At 42.4% G+C, this 19222-nt stretch carries 16 protein-coding genes; 7 read left to right on the plus strand and 9 right to left on the minus strand.

Annotation, left to right across the window (positions count from 1 at the left end; all coding sequences use genetic code 11):
• The first annotated feature begins 21 nt into the window (after nt 1-21).
• The gene (locus tag ORI98_RS08135; RefSeq protein WP_306134879.1) at nt 22-891 is read left to right on the plus strand and encodes a ComF family protein; all 870 of its coding nucleotides are present in this window, start codon (nt 22-24) and stop codon (nt 889-891) included.
• Here ORI98_RS08135 and ORI98_RS08140 read toward each other — a convergent pair.
• Nucleotides 888-3467 (minus strand): M14 family zinc carboxypeptidase, encoded by a 2580-nt coding sequence (locus ORI98_RS08140; protein WP_306134880.1) that lies wholly within the window; start codon nt 3465-3467, stop codon nt 888-890. The two genes, ORI98_RS08135 and ORI98_RS08140, sit on opposite strands and share 4 nt — an antisense overlap.
• A gap of 198 nt (nt 3468-3665) precedes the next feature.
• Between ORI98_RS08140 and nfuA the strand changes: the two genes are divergently transcribed.
• Both nfuA and ORI98_RS08150 read left to right on the plus strand, forming a co-directional pair.
• Nucleotides 3666-4244 carry a Fe-S biogenesis protein NfuA gene (gene nfuA / locus ORI98_RS08145; protein ID WP_306134881.1) on the plus strand — a complete coding sequence of 193 codons (579 nt, stop codon included), beginning with the start codon at nt 3666-3668 and terminating at the stop codon, nt 4242-4244.
• 106 nt (nt 4245-4350) lie between these two features.
• Nucleotides 4351-4926: a type II secretion system protein gene (locus ORI98_RS08150; RefSeq protein WP_306134882.1), complete on the plus strand. Its 576-nt coding sequence runs from the start codon at nt 4351-4353 to the stop codon at nt 4924-4926.
• A gap of 60 nt (nt 4927-4986) precedes the next feature.
• On the opposite strand, the gene ORI98_RS08155 is transcribed toward ORI98_RS08150, so the two are convergent.
• On the minus strand, nt 4987-6054 hold the full coding sequence (locus ORI98_RS08155; protein WP_306134883.1) for a PepSY domain-containing protein: 1068 nt from the start codon (nt 6052-6054) through the stop codon (nt 4987-4989).
• Between the two features lie 441 nt (nt 6055-6495).
• Between ORI98_RS08155 and ORI98_RS08160 the strand changes: the two genes are divergently transcribed.
• Nucleotides 6496-8652, plus strand: a complete 2157-nt coding sequence (locus tag ORI98_RS08160; RefSeq protein WP_306134884.1) for a TonB-dependent siderophore receptor — start codon at nt 6496-6498, stop codon at nt 8650-8652.
• A gap of 140 nt (nt 8653-8792) precedes the next feature.
• On the opposite strand, the gene menE is transcribed toward ORI98_RS08160, so the two are convergent.
• From menE to menD, 4 genes are read right to left on the minus strand one after another with little or no spacing between them, the layout of a single operon-like run.
• On the minus strand, nt 8793-10301 hold the full coding sequence (gene menE, locus ORI98_RS08165; protein ID WP_306134885.1) for an o-succinylbenzoate--CoA ligase: 1509 nt from the start codon (nt 10299-10301) through the stop codon (nt 8793-8795).
• Between the two features lie 8 nt (nt 10302-10309).
• Nucleotides 10310-11335, minus strand: coding sequence for an o-succinylbenzoate synthase (menC, locus tag ORI98_RS08170; protein ID WP_261298620.1), 1026 nt, complete (start codon nt 11333-11335; stop codon nt 10310-10312).
• Nucleotides 11336-11344: 9 nt separating this feature from the next.
• On the minus strand, nt 11345-12139 hold the full coding sequence (gene menH, locus ORI98_RS08175; RefSeq protein ID WP_261298621.1) for a 2-succinyl-6-hydroxy-2,4-cyclohexadiene-1-carboxylate synthase: 795 nt from the start codon (nt 12137-12139) through the stop codon (nt 11345-11347).
• Nucleotides 12139-13878 carry a 2-succinyl-5-enolpyruvyl-6-hydroxy-3-cyclohexene-1-carboxylic-acid synthase gene (menD, locus tag ORI98_RS08180; protein WP_261298622.1) on the minus strand — a complete coding sequence of 580 codons (1740 nt, stop codon included), beginning with the start codon at nt 13876-13878 and terminating at the stop codon, nt 12139-12141. Before menD ends, menH begins: the two co-directional genes overlap by 1 nt.
• A gap of 425 nt (nt 13879-14303) precedes the next feature.
• Here menD and ORI98_RS08185 point away from each other — a divergent pair, with 425 nt between their 5' ends.
• Nucleotides 14304-15134, plus strand: a complete 831-nt coding sequence (locus ORI98_RS08185) for an HDOD domain-containing protein (RefSeq protein ID WP_261298623.1) — start codon at nt 14304-14306, stop codon at nt 15132-15134.
• A 53-nt stretch (nt 15135-15187) separates the two neighbouring features.
• On the opposite strand, the gene ORI98_RS08190 is transcribed toward ORI98_RS08185, so the two are convergent.
• On the minus strand, nt 15188-15622 hold the full coding sequence (locus ORI98_RS08190; protein WP_261298624.1) for an Lrp/AsnC family transcriptional regulator: 435 nt from the start codon (nt 15620-15622) through the stop codon (nt 15188-15190).
• 140 nt (nt 15623-15762) lie between these two features.
• Here ORI98_RS08190 and yjeH point away from each other — a divergent pair, with 140 nt between their 5' ends.
• Complete coding sequence (gene yjeH / locus ORI98_RS08195) at nt 15763-17052, plus strand: L-methionine/branched-chain amino acid transporter (protein WP_306134886.1); 1290 nt, start codon at nt 15763-15765, stop codon at nt 17050-17052.
• A 7-nt stretch (nt 17053-17059) separates the two neighbouring features.
• Here yjeH and ORI98_RS08200 read toward each other — a convergent pair whose 3' ends face one another.
• Together ORI98_RS08200 and ORI98_RS08205 are read right to left on the minus strand one after the other, a co-directional pair.
• On the minus strand, nt 17060-17509 hold the full coding sequence (locus ORI98_RS08200; protein WP_261298626.1) for a TerB family tellurite resistance protein: 450 nt from the start codon (nt 17507-17509) through the stop codon (nt 17060-17062).
• Between the two features lie 111 nt (nt 17510-17620).
• On the minus strand, nt 17621-18154 hold the full coding sequence (locus tag ORI98_RS08205; protein ID WP_261298627.1) for a DUF2780 domain-containing protein: 534 nt from the start codon (nt 18152-18154) through the stop codon (nt 17621-17623).
• 158 nt (nt 18155-18312) lie between these two features.
• Between ORI98_RS08205 and ORI98_RS08210 the strand changes: the two genes are divergently transcribed.
• Nucleotides 18313-19047: a hypothetical protein gene (locus ORI98_RS08210; RefSeq protein ID WP_261298628.1), complete on the plus strand. Its 735-nt coding sequence runs from the start codon at nt 18313-18315 to the stop codon at nt 19045-19047.
• The last annotated feature ends 175 nt before the right edge of the window (nt 19048-19222 follow it).

A 19222-nucleotide genomic window follows, 5' to 3' on the forward strand; every position in this document is an offset into this window, starting at 1 on the left:
TTAATGGAATGAATAGTGAAAATGCGTAAAAAATTTTTCAATGACAACGAAAGTGACAAGGATGTTGGTATATCTTCCCTGCTTTGGCTGACAAAAATGCGTCAGTTATTGCATCATTTCAGCTTCGAATTGCGTCGCAGTTTACCTAACCGCTGCTTGCTGTGCCAGCAAAGGATCGATCAACAAGGTTATCAACAGACATTTCCACAGAGGATGTTAACCGGCATTTGCCAAACGTGTTTAGTCAGTGGCTTGTATCAAACAGAAGTGTGTTTAGGGTGTGCTAAACCCCTAACTCTGCTGCAAGAGTACTGCGGCAGATGTATGGTCAGTCTTCCTATTAAAGTAATAGCTCCATGCAGTTATCATCAGGGGTTGGGTCACTTGGTAAGTGCAATCAAGTATCAGCGCCAGATGGCTGCATTGAATGTATTGTCACAGCAATTGGCATACCGAATACAACAACTGGTGAACTACGGCCTAATTGATTTGCCACAGGTGATTATTCCGGTGCCATTACACGCCAATCGATTACGTCAGCGAGGCTTTAATCAGGCCTGGCTGATTGCAAAGCAATTGAGCGATTTGTTGGATATCCCTATGGATGATGAATATATTTTTCGATGCCAAGACACTACGCCGCAAGCTGGACTGGATGGTAAACAGCGACGGGATAACTGTCATCAGGCGTTTGCTCTTAAAGTACAGCAACAACCTTTAAATACAGGCGTAACCCTTGCCCCATATCAACATGTGGCGATTGTCGATGATGTGGTGACGACGGGGACAACGGTGAATGAGATTGCCATATTATTAAAGCAGCATCACATTGCCACTCAGGCATGGTGCCTCGCCCGCGCGGAAGCACCTGAGTTACGTGAGTCGCTTTAAGGTGCTGCCTGGATAAAATATAAGGCATTGGCGTAGACTTTATCGCTGCCTAACCAGATATTTCTGAACATCATATTATCGGCAAATCCCACAATCGCTCCCTTGCCTTTTCGTTCCACTATCATGGCTGGCTTGTTAGCAAAGGCGCGTTGATATTCCTGTGCCATATACCCACTAGACAATAATTTATCTTGATATTGTCCCGCAACGGTAAAAGGAGCTGAATGGGTTTCAAATGCCAATGGTTTGTTTTTCATCACTGCGACCGTGTTTGGCATACCAAAGGTTAACGGATGGGATGAGTCTACAGCCAGGTTAACAATGGCGCCGCCAATATGCTGCTTAGCTTTAAAGGCGGCCTGATCGCTAAAGCGTAAGCCATCACTGTTAAACAGTTTGCTGTAATAACGCTCTGTTTGCACTTCCTGAGTTAACACATTACGTTTATTAAGCCATGTTAACGCCGCTTTTTGGGCGATAATCACACCACCATTTTGTACAAATTGTCCGAGCTTGCGGGCGCTAATATCATTCATGCTGCTAAAGTGACCTTCAGTCATAAATACATGGGTATAGCGGCTTAAATCAAGGCCATTGATGCGTTCTGCATTTACCAAGCTAACGGGGACAGAGAGTTTTTTATCTAAGTGATACCAAATTTCACCAACTTCAAAAGCATCACTGCCATAGCCACTAATGATCATTGGGACGACAGGTTTGATGGTGATGAAATCGTCAGAACCTAAGTCGATGCCGGTAAAATTAGCTGAACTTGTGGTAGCGATAACGTCCACTTGCCATTGAGTTGCGGCTTCCCAGGTGAGTTGTTTCACCTCGGCTATGCTTTTTCCCGTTTGTTTTAAGGGAATTTGTATACTGCCAGCAACAAATTTTTTCTGAATAGTCAGATCGTTTTGTGTTTGCTGTAGACTAAATTCCTGATTAGCAAACTTAACCTGCACACCTTTTGCGACTAATTGATGGACAAATCCGCTGGCGGGTGATTGTTGCCAATTAACCAATAACGCGACGCTGTTTTGTGGCCATGGTGGCGCGGCGCTGTTATTCAATTTAAGCTGATGATATTGCATCGGACGACTTGTTAGCACATCAATATCTGGAGTGACATTCGGCACCACATTTAACCCTAAAGCTGATTCAATATCCCAGGTAGAAATATCGTAAAAAGTAGGATCTTTAAAATCGGTTCGTTTATCAAACAGTGCACTCAATAATGCTTGCTGCGGCTGATTATCAGCAACAAAAATACTGTCCAGAGGACGATACTCTTGCCCTGAATGGAATAATGACTTGGTTAGGTAATTAAATTGGATGTGATGCTGGCTGAATAAATTAATCAGCTCATCACGACGAGCGGGATCGTTTAATGCGCGAATTAAGCGGCCTTTACTGCGCACTTGGTCTTCGGGTTGTTTGTCGCTGAAAAACTCGGCTTGGTAATCGATAAGTGCTTGTTTGAGGGCAAATGCTCCCTGCACACTTGAAATCGAAGTGGCAAAATGGTTCGCTATACCGGTTTGAAAAGTGACAGTGCCATTAGCCGAGGCTTGTGCTTGCCCTCGGGCGCTAGCCTGTTCAAATAATACGCCTACCGAGCCATTGATGTCGGGGTAAGTTGAACCTTTTCCATAAAAGAAATCATCAAATAACTGACCACTAAAATACACCTGCTTTGCCTCATCTAGGGCTTTGCGGTGAAAATCGGCGAGTTTTTCGGTGAGTTCATGATTTGCTTTTGGGGTTAATGGATAGATGCGGTCTACCACTCCTGGTTGAAAAAAGTAAGATTGGTTATGCCACATTTCATGAAAGTCACCTACATAGTGTGGCTGCCATTTATGGAAAAATGCTACGCGACCTTGCGACTCTTTATGGCGTAAAAACAACCAGTCACGGTTTAAATCCGCAAAGTAATGGTTGCCTCTGCCCGTTGGCCAATCTTGCCAATGCTCACGATGGTTTTCATCGGTAACAAGAGTTTGACCTTGATGATTGTTTGCCCAGGTCGCAAAACGGTCAAATCCATCGGGGTTTTGGCTTGGGGTGATCAACACTACAGCCTGTTCTAATAACTGCTTCACCCAAGGTTCTTGGCTTGCGGCTAAATAATAGCTAAAAGCGAGTGCTGCATGGGCACCGCTTGCTTCGTCACCATGAATTGAATATGCCAGCCAAATGACCAGAGGCCCTTGTTGGGAAGTCCCTTGTTTTACTTGACTGCGTTGCTGCAAAATCTGGATTAAATTTCGCTGGTTTTTGTCTGAGGTAATTACAGCGGTGAGCTGATCACGGGCTTCATGACTTAAACCTGCGCTATCTAATGAGACTCGTGGACTTTGATTGGCCAAGGTTTTTAGATAGAAATTGATTTGATCATGACGCAAATGCCACTCACCAAGCGGATATCCTAAAAAGGCTTCTGGAGAGGTTACATTTTTATCCAGTTGAATGTTGCCCATTGCTAAATCAAGTTTAGATGGTGCTGGTTGAGCACTCAGCGATGCACTCAGAATTAAGCTGGTGAGTAGTAAGCACAATAAACGAATAAAAGTCATGGTAATCAACATCAATAAATCAAGCCAGAATGGCTTAACCTTAATGCCAAATGGCGATAAGTGCCATTAAAAGGGTGTGATTTATCGCATTTTTTCGACAACAAACCACTATGAGGGCTACAAACAAAATGCAACACGGAGTATCATAGCGCTAATTCTTACTAATTTACTCAGGTATACCCTGACGGAGCAGGTTTTATGATTACCATTTCCGAAGCAGCTCAGGCGCATTTTGTTAAATTGTTAGCTGATCAAGCCGAAGGCACGCATATTCGTGTGTTTGTTATCAGCCCTGGTACCGCGCAAGCTGAATGTGGCGTATCTTATTGCCCACCAGATGCGGTAGAAGATGATGACATGGAATTACCTTTCAATGGTTTCAAGGCTATGGTTGATGAGAAAAGTGTGCCTTTTCTACAAGAAGCCACCATTGACTATGTTTCTGATCAAATGGGTTCGCAGTTAACTTTAAAAGCCCCAAATGCCAAAATGCGCAAAGTGGCTGATGATGCGCCATTAACCGAGCGTATTGAATACGTTATTCAATCTGAAATTAACCCACAGCTTGCTAGCCATGGTGGCAACATTATGTTGGTTGAAATTTCACCAGAAGGTGTTGCAGTACTTCAATTTGGTGGTGGCTGTAATGGTTGCTCACAAGTTGACATTACTTTAAAGGATGGGATCGAGAAGCAGTTACTTGATATGTTCCCAGGTGAATTAACGGGCGTGCGTGACGTAACCGATCACCAGCATGGCGAGCATTCTTACGCATAATGATGCGAGTCTGTTCGATAAAAACGCGCCAAAAGGGCGCGTTTTTTTGTTTCAAACAACCTTGGTGTTACAGTATCAATATATCGTTTTAACAAGGGAGATAGCATTGTTTAGCATAAGTAAAAAGCAGCGCGGCTTTACACTCATCGAGTTAGTAGTGGTAATTATTGTGTTGGCGATTTTAGCTGTTATTGCTGCGCAGAAATTTCTCGACATTAAACGTGATGCCGCCATCAGTGATGTGAAAGCAACCGCAGCGGCTTACCAACAGAGTTTAACGTTTGTGCATACTCGTTGGCAGATCCTTGGCAATCAGGGCGCGATGAATGATTTACCGGGTTTTGGTAATAATGATCTCGACATTAATTCGTTTGGTTACCCTATTGGGTCAGATAAAGGTAATCCGATGGGCCAACCTAAAAATATTGGTCGTGGTCAGCAAGGGTGTGTGGATTTATGGAATGGACTGTTAACAAACCCACCTTCGGTGGCGATTGCCAATAGTAATAATGATAGTGATTATGAATCATATCGTCATCAAGCTGACGTAAACCCAGATGGTCAAACCCAATGTACTTATGTCTTGAGAACCTTGGGTGATAGTGGCAATCGAAATCAGGCAGAGATTAAAATTGTTTATGATTCTATCGCTGGAACAGCACAAGCCGTCATCAAAAATTAAATTATAGTCAATGAGAAATAGCGGCCCATTGGCCGCTATTTAATTAGGCGTAACTGGCTATTAACGTGTAGCCGTTTTCGACTTAAAGGTTCTTCTATAAAAAGTGACGGTACTGAATAGCAAAATAAATATCGCCACAATAGAGATAGATGTAATTAATACTACATAGCTAAGTGGCATGTTTAGCGCATCGTGCAACGGTCTAACAAAACTAGCAATTCTTCCTGATAGTGCACGGTCACTGTATTTTAATGCCGATTCTATTTTACCTGTGTTGTAGTTCATGGTGATATTATCGGCCTGTCTTAACCACACATCGCTGTGGCTATCAAAGCGAATGCTATAGATCAAATCTGCAGGTTCGATGCTTTCGTCTGCCGAACCCCTAGGCTTATTAACCGACACTAGTATGGCTTGTGGCCATAAACGTTGTGCTGTTTCGAGTTGGCTGAGCCAGTCATTAGGTTTGCTGCTAGGGTAGCTTAGCGTTTCTTCTGCTTGGTGTTGTAAATGGCCGGTCCACAGTCCTTTATAAGTAATTAAAAAACCACTAAGACATAAGATAAATAATGGCACAGAAATAAATAAACCTAATTGGATATGGCTCTTTACCAAGCTGCTTGAGCGCGTATCAGTTGGAATGCTGTGCTTTAATCTAAATCCTTTACGTACCCGCCACCATAAATATATGCCAACTAATGTAATGACTCCGCCAGCCAAAGAGGCCCAGGCATTGGTATATTTGCCCACATCGTCCAATAAAAAATTACGGTGTAACCAAAACATTGTGCTGTAGAACGCAATATCATGGTTGGCATGTATCGCTAATTCATTCAATTGAGTATCAAGTGCGATAGATTTACCACGTGTGGCGGCTTCAATATATGGGGTATGCTCAGTTGGAAAACGCACAGAGCTCATTTGTGGATAGCGTTCAAATATGGTTTGTAGTATTTGTGCTTTTTCAACGGTGTTGAGTGCAACAAAGGTTTGTCCGTGATCATCTATACGTTTAAGTATGTCCATGCCACCTAGGTATACCCCAGTTGTCAGCACAATAAGCATTGTGATACTGATAAAAAAACCTACCCAGTTATGAAACCATTTTAAAGCTGGTACTACTTTCATATTTTACTTTCTCAACGTGTTATAGCGCTTATTGATGAACGCATGAAATTGCTTAGCGACAAGGCGATGTTGGTCGTCACGAATGTTATTTTCGAGAATGATAATTAATCTCATTTAATTCATCAATTAAAGAAGTGTAAAGATGGGTAAAAATGTGAAGCAATCGAATGTATGGCCTAATGTAATCACCCAGAACTTTACAGTTTGTAGCACATGTAAGGGCCATTGATTTATTGTTGGCTTTAGGTTCTTGTTTGTGTGACTTAATGGTGATTTGTGTTTGTTTTTATCAGTTGTTTTTCAATGGTTAATGATGAATGTCACATTAATTATCTTAATGTTGAAAATCTATTTTACTCATCCACTAATGATAATGATAATAACTATCATTAATGTTCAGTTGGTTTGGGCAAAAGTTAAATTTAACGTTAGGGTAAAGAAATGAAGGTTTCACCAATTGCAATTGCCGTTATTAGTAGCTTACTTTCCGTTGTTGTTTTCGCTGAAGAGCAAGCACCGCCGTCATCATCAACGACCAGTAACCTTTACGGTGAGGATTTCTCATTAAATATCGAACGTATCCAAATTATGGGCATGAACTTTAATAACTATAAAGTGGGTTCATCTTCTGGGGCGATGAGAGGCGATATTGACCTAATGGATACGCCACAATCGGTAAACGTAATCCCAAGTTTTGTTACGGATGAGCAACTAGCCACCAATTTATCTGAGGTGCTAGTGAATGACTCAAGTGTGACCAGTGGCAGTGAAAAATGGAACCGTCAGGTGTTTAATATTCGCGGTTTCGAGCTTGATTCCGGTAGTGGTTTTTTAATTAATGGTCAGCAGCAGTTTTCTCATTATGTGCAACCTATTGAAACCCTGCAGCAGGTTGAGGTGCTTAAAGGCCCTTCAAGTATGCTATATGGTCAATCAGGCCCAGGTGGCTTAATCAATATGGTGACCAAAAAGCCAACATATGATACAGCATTTAATTTTGAAGTGGATACTGATGAGCATGGTTCAACCCGGGTGCAATTAGATGCGGGTGGGAGCTTAAACGATGCACAAACCATTCGTTATCGCAGTGTTCTCGTCAAGCAGGACACCCGCTATTGGCGAGAATATCAGGATGATAATAGCCAGCAGGAACGCGATCGATTTTTAGGTTATCTTAATCTTGAATTCGACTTAACCGATGATGTGTTGCTATCGATTAAATATGATTACACCGATGACAAAACTGGCATTGACCGCGGTGGTTGGTTAGATAGCAGCGGCGAGTTAATCGGCGAACGTGAAGATATTTGGGATATGTCATGGGCTTTTACCGATAATCATGTGCAAAACCTTGGCGCTGATTTGAGCTGGTATATCACCGACGACTGGAAAATGAAAACCGGTTACAACCACCAAACCTTCACTCGCCAACGCCTAGACTCCTCACCCGCATTAATGACTGGATCTGAAAATCCATTTGAAGATGGCTACTATATTAGTGCGTTTGATCGTCATGATGATTGGCAGCATAAAACGGCTTATATGGATTTTACTGGTGAATTATCAGCCTTTGGTGTTGATCATCAATTGCTCATTGGCGCAAATATTTTAGATTATTACTATGGTCAAAAACGCGATGATGGCGAGAAGAAGCAACACGTTATGCCTGGTGAGTATGTGCCGCAACCGGATTTAGATTATAACCAAGGGCAGGTCAATACTGAAACAAGCTACCAGCACTATGGTTTTTATATTCAAGATTTAATTACTATTAATCAGCAGTGGCAGATATTGGCCGGGGTGCGTTATGACGAGCAGAAAAAAGACGGCGCAGGGGAAAATAGCCATTCGTTATCGCCTAAGTTTGGCGTGATATATTCGCCCACTGATAACGGCAGTATTTATGCGAACTACTCAAAAAGTTTCAATCCGCAATCAATCGTCACTAGTGACAATGATGTTAATGAAGGAATGAACTTAAACCCTGAATACGGTGAGCAATTTGAGCTTGGGACAAAATGGGAGCTATTTGATAGTGGCTTATTATTAACGGGAGCTATCTTTGATACCACTGTGACCAATGTGACAGTGCAAGAGCAGCTGGCACAGCCCATTGGGGATAAAGAATATATTACTACGCAAAATGGTAAGCAGCATCATCGTGGTTTTGAAATGGGGGCTCAGGGAGAGCTGACCGATAATCTGTTTATCACCAGTTCAATGATGTATTTAGATGCTAAGTACATCACCAGTGCAGAAGATACTCAAAATTTAGATGGAAAAACGCCTGTCGATGCGCCTGAGTGGTCGGCCAATGTGTGGACCCGCTATGAAGTTAGTGATGCTTTAGCGCTAAATTTTGGTGCTGTTTATGTTGGAGAGCGGTTTGCCAATACTCAAAACACCATCATTAAAGAAGATTATGTTAGATTCGATTTTGGTGCTGCGTATACGTTTGCTGTTAGTGATGTTGATATGAGTGTCCGTTTTAATGTGAAAAACGTATTTGATACAGAATACCTTGCCGGAGGCACTAATACGGATGTGACATTAGGAGAAGGTCGGCATTTCAGCTTGGCGTTTCAAACTAAGTTTTAAGCAACTATTAATAATGGATTGCTAATGTAAGTGGCGCTGAAAGGGTTAACCTGTCAGCGCTTTTACTGGATGTTCTTCGACAAAGAGGATGATTGAGTCAGTAACCAGTAAATCAGGTTAAGTTTAGAATGGATAACTTATCAATTTTTTGATTTATGAACGGTACTTATTACATCTGAAATAACGCGTTTACGATTAATTTTCAGGCCATCCATTGTGATATTTGGCCAGGTATAGAAATGTCGTGGACGCTTAAAGCTGGCCAGTTGTTGTGTCACCATTTGAGCGAGTTGTTGTTCAATGTTTGCAGGTAATTCATCTTGCTTATATTCAATTATCGCAGCGGGTAATAACCCAAACTTTTCATCAGCAAGTCCAAACACTAAGGCTTTGTTGACCAAAGGGTGTTGCAGTAACACGGATTCAATTTCTTCAGGTTGAATATTCTCGCCACCACAAATAAACATATTGTCCGCTCGGCCGAGTAGGATGAGTTGGCCTTTTTCATTTAATTGGCCACGATCCTGTGTGCAAAACCAACCTTGTTCATCAACGGGTAAATCCAGTTGATGTTGCTGTTCATTAACACTTAAATAGCCTTGAAACAAACACTCGCCTTTTACCCAGATTACATCATCAACCAGTTTCAATTGTCGATTAGGTAATGCGCGACCATGATGTTGCTGTAGGTTGGCTTTTGCCGTGGTGATTTGCGAACTCATTTCTGTCATGCCATAGCTTGTGTAAGTGTTCACTTTTGTCTGTGCTAGGGCTTCAATCAATGCGGCGTCAATAACGCCGCCACCAAGTAATAAGGCCTTTAATGAGCCTAACGCCTGTGGCGCTTGTTGCACAATTTCAATGGCTTGGGTTGGCACCATAGATACGTGGGTGATGGCTTCATCTTCAAGTTGCTGCGCCAAGGCGATGCGGTTTGATTTAATCACAATACAGGCTTTGGCAAGGGCGCAGCGATTCACAATGGCCAAGCCGCCTATGTGAAACAAGGGTAATGACAATAACCAACGGTCGTTATGATGCAGTGGGATATAACGGCTTGATCCCTGAGCGCTGGCAATATGATTGATTAACCCATGCACGGCCGCTTTGGGCGTACCACTGGAGCCTGATGTCAAAATGATATTAACTGGCTTGTGCGGGTTTATTTTTTGTAAGGTATAAGCGGGCTGACTATTGTCGAGTTGATCATTGCCGAGTTGACCATTGTCTAGCTGATGAACAGTGGTGATGTTTTGAGTTAAGTCAATTAACGCGGGATGGCGTTCTTGGGTCACAACTTTATCATTTTGCCAAATAAAATGGATCTGAAAACGCCTAATCAGTTGCTCGATTTGACTCACCGAAAAGCGGCCGTTGATGGGAAAAAATATGGCGCCAATTTCAACACACGCCCAATAAAGCGTCATGACTGCAAAGGTTTGCTGGGCTAAGTCGTGATTTGAGTTTTGATTAACAGGGACAATCGCTGCAATGATTGCTCCTGGCACTACCCCTTGTCTTTGCAGGTTAGCAGACAGCGCAGAAACTTGCGCTGCCCAACTCGCGTAAGGTATCGGCGTGCCTTCAAGTAGCACTGCAGCATTATCAGGTGATTGCTGCGCGGCTTGTTGAACGGGCGATAACATCATAATGCCGTCTAGCCTGTAATCAGTTTAAGCTTATTAAGCTTTAACTGACCATTTTCATCTAACAAACGTTGGCTAAATGCACTTAAGGTATCAAGCCCTGGAGGATTATCAGGAGTGAGTGCTTGGCTGATAAACGCCAAATCTGTGATGCCTACATCCGATTCTAAACTTGAGCTTAAAATACAACGCACACCTTGGTGATCGGCAAGGCTGACAATCTCTTGCATTTTACTTAATGAACCAAGCAGCATAGGTTTTAAAATGAATGCCCCGATGCCGGGTTGGTTTTGTAAGAGTTTATCGAAGTCTAAATCAGCGGTGAGCAGAAATTCATCAAGTGCGTATTTAATGCCAAGTTGCTTATATAATTCAATATTATCGCTGGGTTGCAGGCAAGGCTCTTCAACGTACTCAATTTGTTTTTTTGGTAAGCAGGCTAAAAAGTCGACCGCTTGATTAAGGGTAAAACCACGATTGGCATCAAGTCGTAGGGTTAAACTTGGCTTACGGGCTAACATCTGATGCACAAACGCGATTTCACTGTCCATATCCGTTTGGGCAACTTTGATTTTTACGCTGTTGATATTGGCTAAATCGGCCAATTTATTATCAATCGCCGAGGCGGATAGCCCGTGGTACAGCAAAGGGATATTAGCCTGCGTTTTCACTCTGGCAGGAAATTGTTGTAAGCATTTTGCAAGCAACACACTTAAGCCAAATTGAACTGAAGGATATGCACTGTTAGCAACAGCTGTGTTGAGTTCATTAACGTCTTTACCCATTAATGTGCTTTGTAACTGGGTGAGTTCAGCTGTGACCTGTTCAATGGTTTCATGGCTAAACCCTTGCAGTTGCAAACCTTCAATATCGATACCTGCTAAGGGGGCTACTTCAGCAAAAGCCTGTTGGCCATTATCTAAAACCACATTCACAATAATACCAACCCGATGATCAATACGCTGCTTCGCAACGGGTAATGGCACATTTAAATCAATTTGATATTGGTACAGATCAAGCGATGTGATGTTGGGCATAGGGCACTCTTATTTTGTGGGTTCACCGCGAAGTAATGATAGTAACGTATTACTGAAAGTATGTGGCTGCATCGAATGAATATTGTGACCAACGCCTGTAATGATAACTAATGTTAGCGAAGAGGCAGAGTGAAGTGATTGCTGCCAATCTTTGGCTAAACCCTGAAATTTTGTATCTTGTTCGCCGGTGATAAAGGTACATTGACTCGTCAGGTTATCTATCACATTCCGACAATCTTGCTGCAAGCTTAGTGATGTGGCCTGGTAGCATGCGTGCAAGTTTTTGGGATAATTATTAAGGCGTTTGGAGATTAAAAAGTGGCGTTGCTTATCACTCAGATCGCTAAAAACGGCTTGTTGATACCATTGTTGTAGAAATTGCTCAAAAGGTTGACTAAGCAATTTATCAGCCCAATTACTATCATTTAGCGCACGTTGATGTTTTTCATCATCACTCAGTAAGCCTGGGTGAGCCGACTCTAGCGTTAAACTCAAAATTGCCTGTGGTTGAAGGCTAGCAATATGCAGCGCAATGCGGCCTCCTAATGAATACCCCACCAAGTGAAACCTGTTATAACCTAAATTATCCACCGTGTTAATAATATGTTCAGCTGCGCTGAATAACCCTGGATTAGGCAAAGCGAATGAGTTGCCGCCATGGCCGGGTAAGTCGATACAGATACAATGAAAGTATTGGCTTATTTCCGCCATCATTGGCAGCCAATCTTCTTTTGCTCCCATAAAGCCATGTAACAACACCATGGCGGGTAGTTGAGGGTCACCGTACCGATTTATCCATGCCATTAGTGCTGCTTAACCCATTGGCTAATTTGCGCAATTTGGTCGCTTGCCTGAGTAGCGCTGACATTCACTTCAATGACACTGGCACAGTCAAATTCAAAGGCTTCAGTATAGGCCTCAATAAAAGACGTTAAATCATCAGCTTGACGATAAGCTAAACCGAACATGGCCGCACCGTAACCAAATTCAAAACCGTGGGGTAAGCGATAAAAATCTTGGCGTAATTGCTCAGTAGGTACAGGTAATAAATTGAAAATATTGCCGCCATCGTTATTTAAAATCACTAACACATAGGTTGAAGTAATTTGCTTTAACAGTGCCAACGAATTTAAATCATGCAAGCATGAAATATCGCCAATGATCATCGTCATTTTTTGTTGCTTATCTACCGCAATACCTGTGCTGGTGGCTATCAGTCCATCAATGCCTGATGCGCCACGATTGGTATATATTTGGGGTAACGCAGGGCCGATGGGCGCATACATGTCATATAAGCGGATGGGTAAGCTGTTACCGATAAATAATACCTGTTCAGCGCTTTGTTGCTGTGCTATCCAGCGAATAACCTGAGCTTCGCCGAATTGAGTTTGATCGATTTGCTGAGTAAATAACTCAGCTAAGGTTTCGTTGTGATTGATTAACGCTAACCCCCAATTGGCACTAGATGAGCGAGGCCAACTCAGTTTGCAAAATGCGCTAACACTGGTTTGCCAAATCTGCTTACTTTGGTGGCTAGGATCTAATCGGCTTGAACGCGGCAATACTTGCCAATAGCTATGCCAAGATTGATTTGCTAGATAGTTGATTAATCGTTTCGAAATAAAGCGCCCACCAAACACCAGTACACGTTCAGCTTGTTCTAAAAGCTTAGTGGCTTTTGGGTTAAGCAGCAGTTGATCAACATTGCCTATGACACCCGAATGTTGTCTTAGCTGTGATTGGGCATCGGTCACAATTGGCCATGCAAGTTTTTGGGCTATTTCTACGATTAACTGCGGGTTGTCGTCAGGCGACAAGGTCCCCACTACAATGATTCCTTTGCCATGGGCGAAACGTTTTAAGGTATCTTCACTGGGTAATAATGCCCCCATGTTTTGCTGATACTGGCTAAAAGGTTTGTGATGAGATAACCATTGGGTGAGTGGTTTTAAATATTGCTGTATGACCACAGGAGCATTTTTAACCTGTTTAGCTAAGGTGCTCAGTTCACTTGGGTAAAACGGTTCACGGTACATGCAGTTGATATGAATAGGCTGACTATATTGGCTAACCGCTTGATCTAGAGTGGTGAGTAACGCGCTGGCCGGAAACGCTAAATCAGGGGTTGGTAAATTCACCTGTGTTGCATAATTGGCAAAAATGGCCGGTTGGATAATTGCCTGATTTGCGCCGCAATCAATTAATTCACTAGGGCGATCACCCGATAACACAATTAAAGGAACATGGGTTAGCCAGGCTTCCACAATCGCAGGATACAAATTGGCGACCGCAGTGCCAGATGTGGTAATGATCGCTACCGGTGTGTTACTGGATTTGGCTAAACCTAGCGCCATAAATCCTAAACCACGCTCATCAAAATGAATGTGCCTGCGAATCGTTGGTTGCGATGCTGCAGCCAAGGTTAATGGCGTTGAGCGTGAACCCGGTGCCATACAGACGTGTTTAACCCCCAAACGGCAAAGTTCTTCGAGGATTATTTGCCCCCATAAAAGATTTAAATCGGCACTGGGCTGAGGTTGCATATTAAGAATTACCTGCAAAAAAGAGTCAGTTTAAGTGTAACCGTTCACACTCGCTATATCTAAAATTTCGTGCGCAATTGTAAATGATGCCTTAAAAATTTCATCAAAAACACTGAGTAAAAATCAGCAGGTTATATTTTTGTTGTGCTAATGTTATATATGTGATTTATATAAAGCGAGATACCTAAGTAATGTCAAACCCTTATATAAAAATATGCGCCATAACTAGGGCGGCTAAATAACGGTATTAATGAACAAGGTCCTGAGTGCTTTAGAGAGCCGCTAGTTTCTTTCTAACCTGCTTAAGCGACATTATTAACTCACCCGAAAAAGTGAGTCAGCAAATCCATTTTCACTAAGTGGAACATAATCTGAACTCATCCCTTATCAAAAGAGGATATGGGTGGATCCTAAGGAGAACACATATGCAGTCTGCGGCGTTATTAAAAAGAGTTGATGAGCTTCCTCGCTTACCTAAAGCAATCAGTGAATTACTTGAAGCGGTTAATAATGAAAATAGTTCGGTCAAAAGTATTTCATCTAAGGTCGCTCAAGATACCTTGATCAGTGCTCGTGTATTACGTTTAGCTAACTCAGCCCATTTTGGACGTAGCCGTGAAGTTGGGTCAATTGATGAAGCGGTGATTCGCTTAGGCATGCAAACGCTACGAACCTTGGTGATTGCATCGGCCGTGGTTGGCGCGATCCCAAAAGTTGATGGTATTGATTTAGCTTACTTCTGGGGTAAAACATTTGAGATATCGCTATATGCTCAGGAATTAGCAAAACGTTGTAATGTTCCCGCTGATGAAGCCTTCACCTGCGGCATCTTACATAATATTGGCGATTTATTAATTGCGACCGTTGAACCCAGCTTGGCAGCACAAATTCGTGCGGCGGCGGAGCAAGGTGGCGATACCCAAGAGCTTGAAACTAAACTGTTAGGCTTTGATTCGCCATCCGTAGGCGCCTTACTGGCTAAAAACTGGAAGTTTACCCCCAGTTTAGTGGCCGGAATTGAGTATCAACGCAACCCTATAGCCGCTGAGCCACAATCAAAGTTGGCGATTTTAATGTATTTGTCGCACCATATTTATACCCATTGGGATGATGAACGTGGCGAAGAGCCATTTACTGCATGGTTAGCTGGCTTAATCAATAATGCCGGTATCATCAAAATGGACATGTCGGGACTAACGGGCAAGTTAGAAGAATTACGTGGTAAAGGTATGGAGATTGGTAAGCAATTAGCTTAAACGATTTTAATGAGTACATGAAAAAAGCCAGTTTCAGCTGGCTTTTTTATTGGCTAATCCGAATTGAGGTTATTAATCCATTCACTCATCACGACATGGGTTTTAATTTTGATAATGTCGGTTTGTGCATCAATATATTCGCGTATTTCATGCAAGCGTTTCATTGAGTCTGCGTGCACGTAAACCAATAAATCCATGTCACCAGTAATGCCTTGGCAAGTAATCACTTCTGGAATACTGTGAAATACATGCACCACATCTGCGCACCGTGGGCATTTATGTTGTATTTCAAAATAGGCCGAGACCCCTTGTTTTTGCGATTCGCTTAATAGCACTTGGTAGCCGCGGATCACCCCAGAGGTTTCTAGTTTTTTGATTCGCTCTGTCACAGCGCTACGTGACAAACTGACTCTATCAGCAATAGTGGAAATACTTTGCCGCGCATCTTGGCGTAACTCATTTATAATGGCTTTATCAAATTTATCCACAACTACTCCGTCATTTTGTCGGTATTTTGCTTTTTAACCGTCATATTGTTGGTTTAATACCGCAGTTAGGCGCTCATAGCCGACAAATTGAAATTCGATTTGAATTTATAATAACCTAAAAATAGCCAGTAGAATAACAAATGAATCAAATAACAGGAACAATAGGACGTTGGCAAGGTGCTGGATTAATGGCCACCACTTTGTTGGGGACAGGGGTATTTATTTTACCGCAAATGACCATCGCGGTAGCAGGTTCGGGGGCATTATTGGGGTGGCTAATACTCACCTTAGCAATCATACCCGTGGCATTGGTATTTGGATTATTAGCCAGTCGCTTTCCCCATGCAGCGGGGCCAGCCTACTTTGTGGAAAAAGCTTTTGGCCGCACCGCTGGTAGAACCATAGGGTTAATCTTTTTGTTAGTGATCCCTATTGGTGCACCCGCTGCTATTTTAATGACCTTCCAATTTATGGATGCATTAGTGCCACTTAGAGGTGGTTGGCAACTAGTTGCTGAGTTGTTTGTAGTGTTGGTGCTATTAGGGTTAAACATTCGTGGCATTCAGGTGTCTGCCAAACTGCAATTTGGCTTAACCTTAGCAATTGTAAGTGTGGTGGCTTTATTGTTTGGCGCGAGTGGCCTGAACGCTGAGCAACTAGAATCATTTAATCAGGCCAGCCACCCACAAGTTAATACCGTCATGCTTGCTATGGGTATAGGTTTTTGGAGCTTTTTAGGTATTGAAGCCATGACCCACCTTGCCAGTGACTTTCGTCGCCCAGATAAAGACATGTTACCAGCCATTTTAATGGGCACCGTTCTGGTTGGGGTCATATACTTAGCCTGTACATTTTTACTGCTGATGGTGCCATCAGATAAAACTGGCGTAGCGATGATCAGTGCCTTTGATTACTTACTCAGCGGTAGTTTTTTACATGGATACGGTGCAAATATTATCGGAGTATTAGGCATTGCCAGTGGTTTAGCGACGGTAAACGTTTATGCAGGAAGTGCAGCAAGGTTACTATGGAGTTTTAGTAAAGAAGGTATTTTACCCAAGTATTTTGTGGTGTTAAATCGCCATGGTGTGCCATTTAGAGCCTTATTCACCATTTTAGGCGCAATGGCATTGGTTATTATCATGACCTTTTATTCTCAGCATGACTTAGAAAAACTCATTGCCTGGAGTAATGGGGTATTTGTAATTATCTACTTATTAGCCATGTTGTCAGCGGTAAGATTATTAAGTAAACGCTATCTACCTTTGATTATAGCCAGCTGTGTGTTTTGTATCGGCATAGGCATCGCGCTCGCCGACAATATGCTGTACGCGGTACTATTGGTTGTGGTTATCGCACCTTTTATGTGGTGGCAAAAAACACACTTGCAGCGTAAACATGCCACTATTCCAACACCGTCATCGGAGTAATCGGCGTTTATCTTTGTTCCATTGCTATATTACGCATTTGAATGAGCTCGCTGTGCTTGAGGTAAAGTAAATCAGCACAGCGACGAATGATCTGATCCTCATAGCGTGATAATTCACCATCAGCATAGGCTAAACGCCACATAGCAAGTAGTAGTTGTTGCTTTTCTTCTAGAGTGAATTGCTGATTAATTTCAGCGGTAAATTCGAATAAAGAGGTGGCATTACCTCTAATTAAAGTCGCTTCTTTAATCAGGTCTTGTGCTTCTTCGATACTGATATGTAATGTGTTTTTTAACATATCAGGCAACAGTGCCACTTCAGATTCATTTAGGGTTTCATCGGCATACACCACTTCAAGTAATAAGGTTGCCGCCGCCAAACTTAGTTGGTGTGCTTTGTCTTCTGGGCTTACTGCATGAGTACGTGCCTGAATAAATTGTTTGAGCTTTGCAATCATAATGACTCCTCGTTGATAACCTATCCTAGCAAAGACAATAATGCCGAGCACTGTGCTCGGCATTAATTAATGTTTAGGTTTACCATTTTACCCTTGTGGTAGGTATGTAATTTACAGTAAAGAACCTAAACCTTTCATCAATAAGTCCACTGAACCGTCACCCGATTGTTGTTGTAAATACTGCTTAGCAATATCGACCATAGGGGCGATGTATTCTTTTGATATACCGAGTTTTTCAAAAGAGTCATACACCATAGCAGCGCCTTGAAATGATGAGCCTAAGTCACCGGCTTTAGACAATAAACCTGACATGCCAGAATCGCCGCCTAGCGCGGGTGCTGCACCTAATAAAGAGTCGATTCCAGGAATGCTTTTACTTAACGCGCTAAAGTCGCTGTCACCTAAGTTGGATTGTGCTAAGCCAAGTAAAGAGCCTAATCCCCCAGCGGCTTGCTGTTCATTTAAACCTAACTGAGACATGACATTGCCCACTAATGCATTGTCAGCTAAACCTGTTGCTGCTTTAGCTTGGGCTGCTACTGGAGCCACATCACTTTTAGTGACATTGTCTAACCAGCCAGCGCTAGCGGGTGCTGCTAATAAAGCCGCCGATAATACTGAGCTAGCAATAATAAAACGGTTCATATAATCCATCCTTTGGTCAATATTGTGCTTAAACTGATTACATCTTACCGTTTTTTGGTGCATTACGACATATGAAGATTTTGTGTTGTGCAAAAGCTGTCATTTTTGGGTATCCTTAGCGCCATAACCATCTTAAGTTGATTTTTGGAATCTCATTTATGTCACTTTCAGCTATTTTGACTGAAGCTTATTACTTTTTTCGTAATCATATTAGCCAGCTTGCGGCAATGACCTTGCCGTTGTTGTTGGTTCAAGTGATGATCCAGCTTTGGCTGGGAAATGAAATGATCCAAGCTGATGTTGAGAATCCGCAATTTGGCGGGATCCATGCTGCTGCAATGATGGCGCTGCTATTATTATTTTCTACGTTAATTGCTGCGCTTACCGTTTACCTTGAAGTTCGCTCGCGTGGCCATGATGTCACTACTGCCATGGTATTCAAGCAAAGCATTCAGTTTGTACCGCCATTATTGTTGGCTGGCGTATTTTCGGGATTAGCGATATTAACCCCAGTGATGCTTTTTGCTGTATTTGGGCCAATGTGGTTAGTCGGACTGGTGATCAGTTTTTATCTATTTGCTCGGTTAGCTTATGTGAACTTTATGGTCATTGTTGAGCAGCTCACGCCATTAGAGGCCATTAAAGCCAGCTTTGTATTTACAGGGCCGATTACAACTAAAACGATAGCGATATTAATGCTATATATTCCACTATCATTAGTGGGTGGCACCTTGTCTCAAATTGCCGCACAAGTTGGGTTTCCTCTGCAGTTAATTACAGATACCTGCTTTGCATTTTTAGGATTATTTATTAACGTCGCTTTATTTCGCTTATATATGGTTAACCGTAAAACGGATTCTCAATCTAGCGATGACACTCATACAGAGGTGTAATTTACGACACCTCAGTTTGGGTTAGCGAATAAACGAGATTGAAACAGCATGCCCTCGTATGCTAGTCATCAAACTTGAACGCGACACTGATAACAGGACTAATTCATTTGCATTCGCGAGTCTATTGCAATGAATTCAATACTGTTAGCGGTGAAAAAAGGAGTGTTTATATGCG

Source organism: Shewanella sp. ULN5 (assembly GCF_030731885.1).
GTDB classification, from domain to species: Bacteria; Pseudomonadota; Gammaproteobacteria; order Enterobacterales; family Shewanellaceae; genus Shewanella; species Shewanella holmiensis.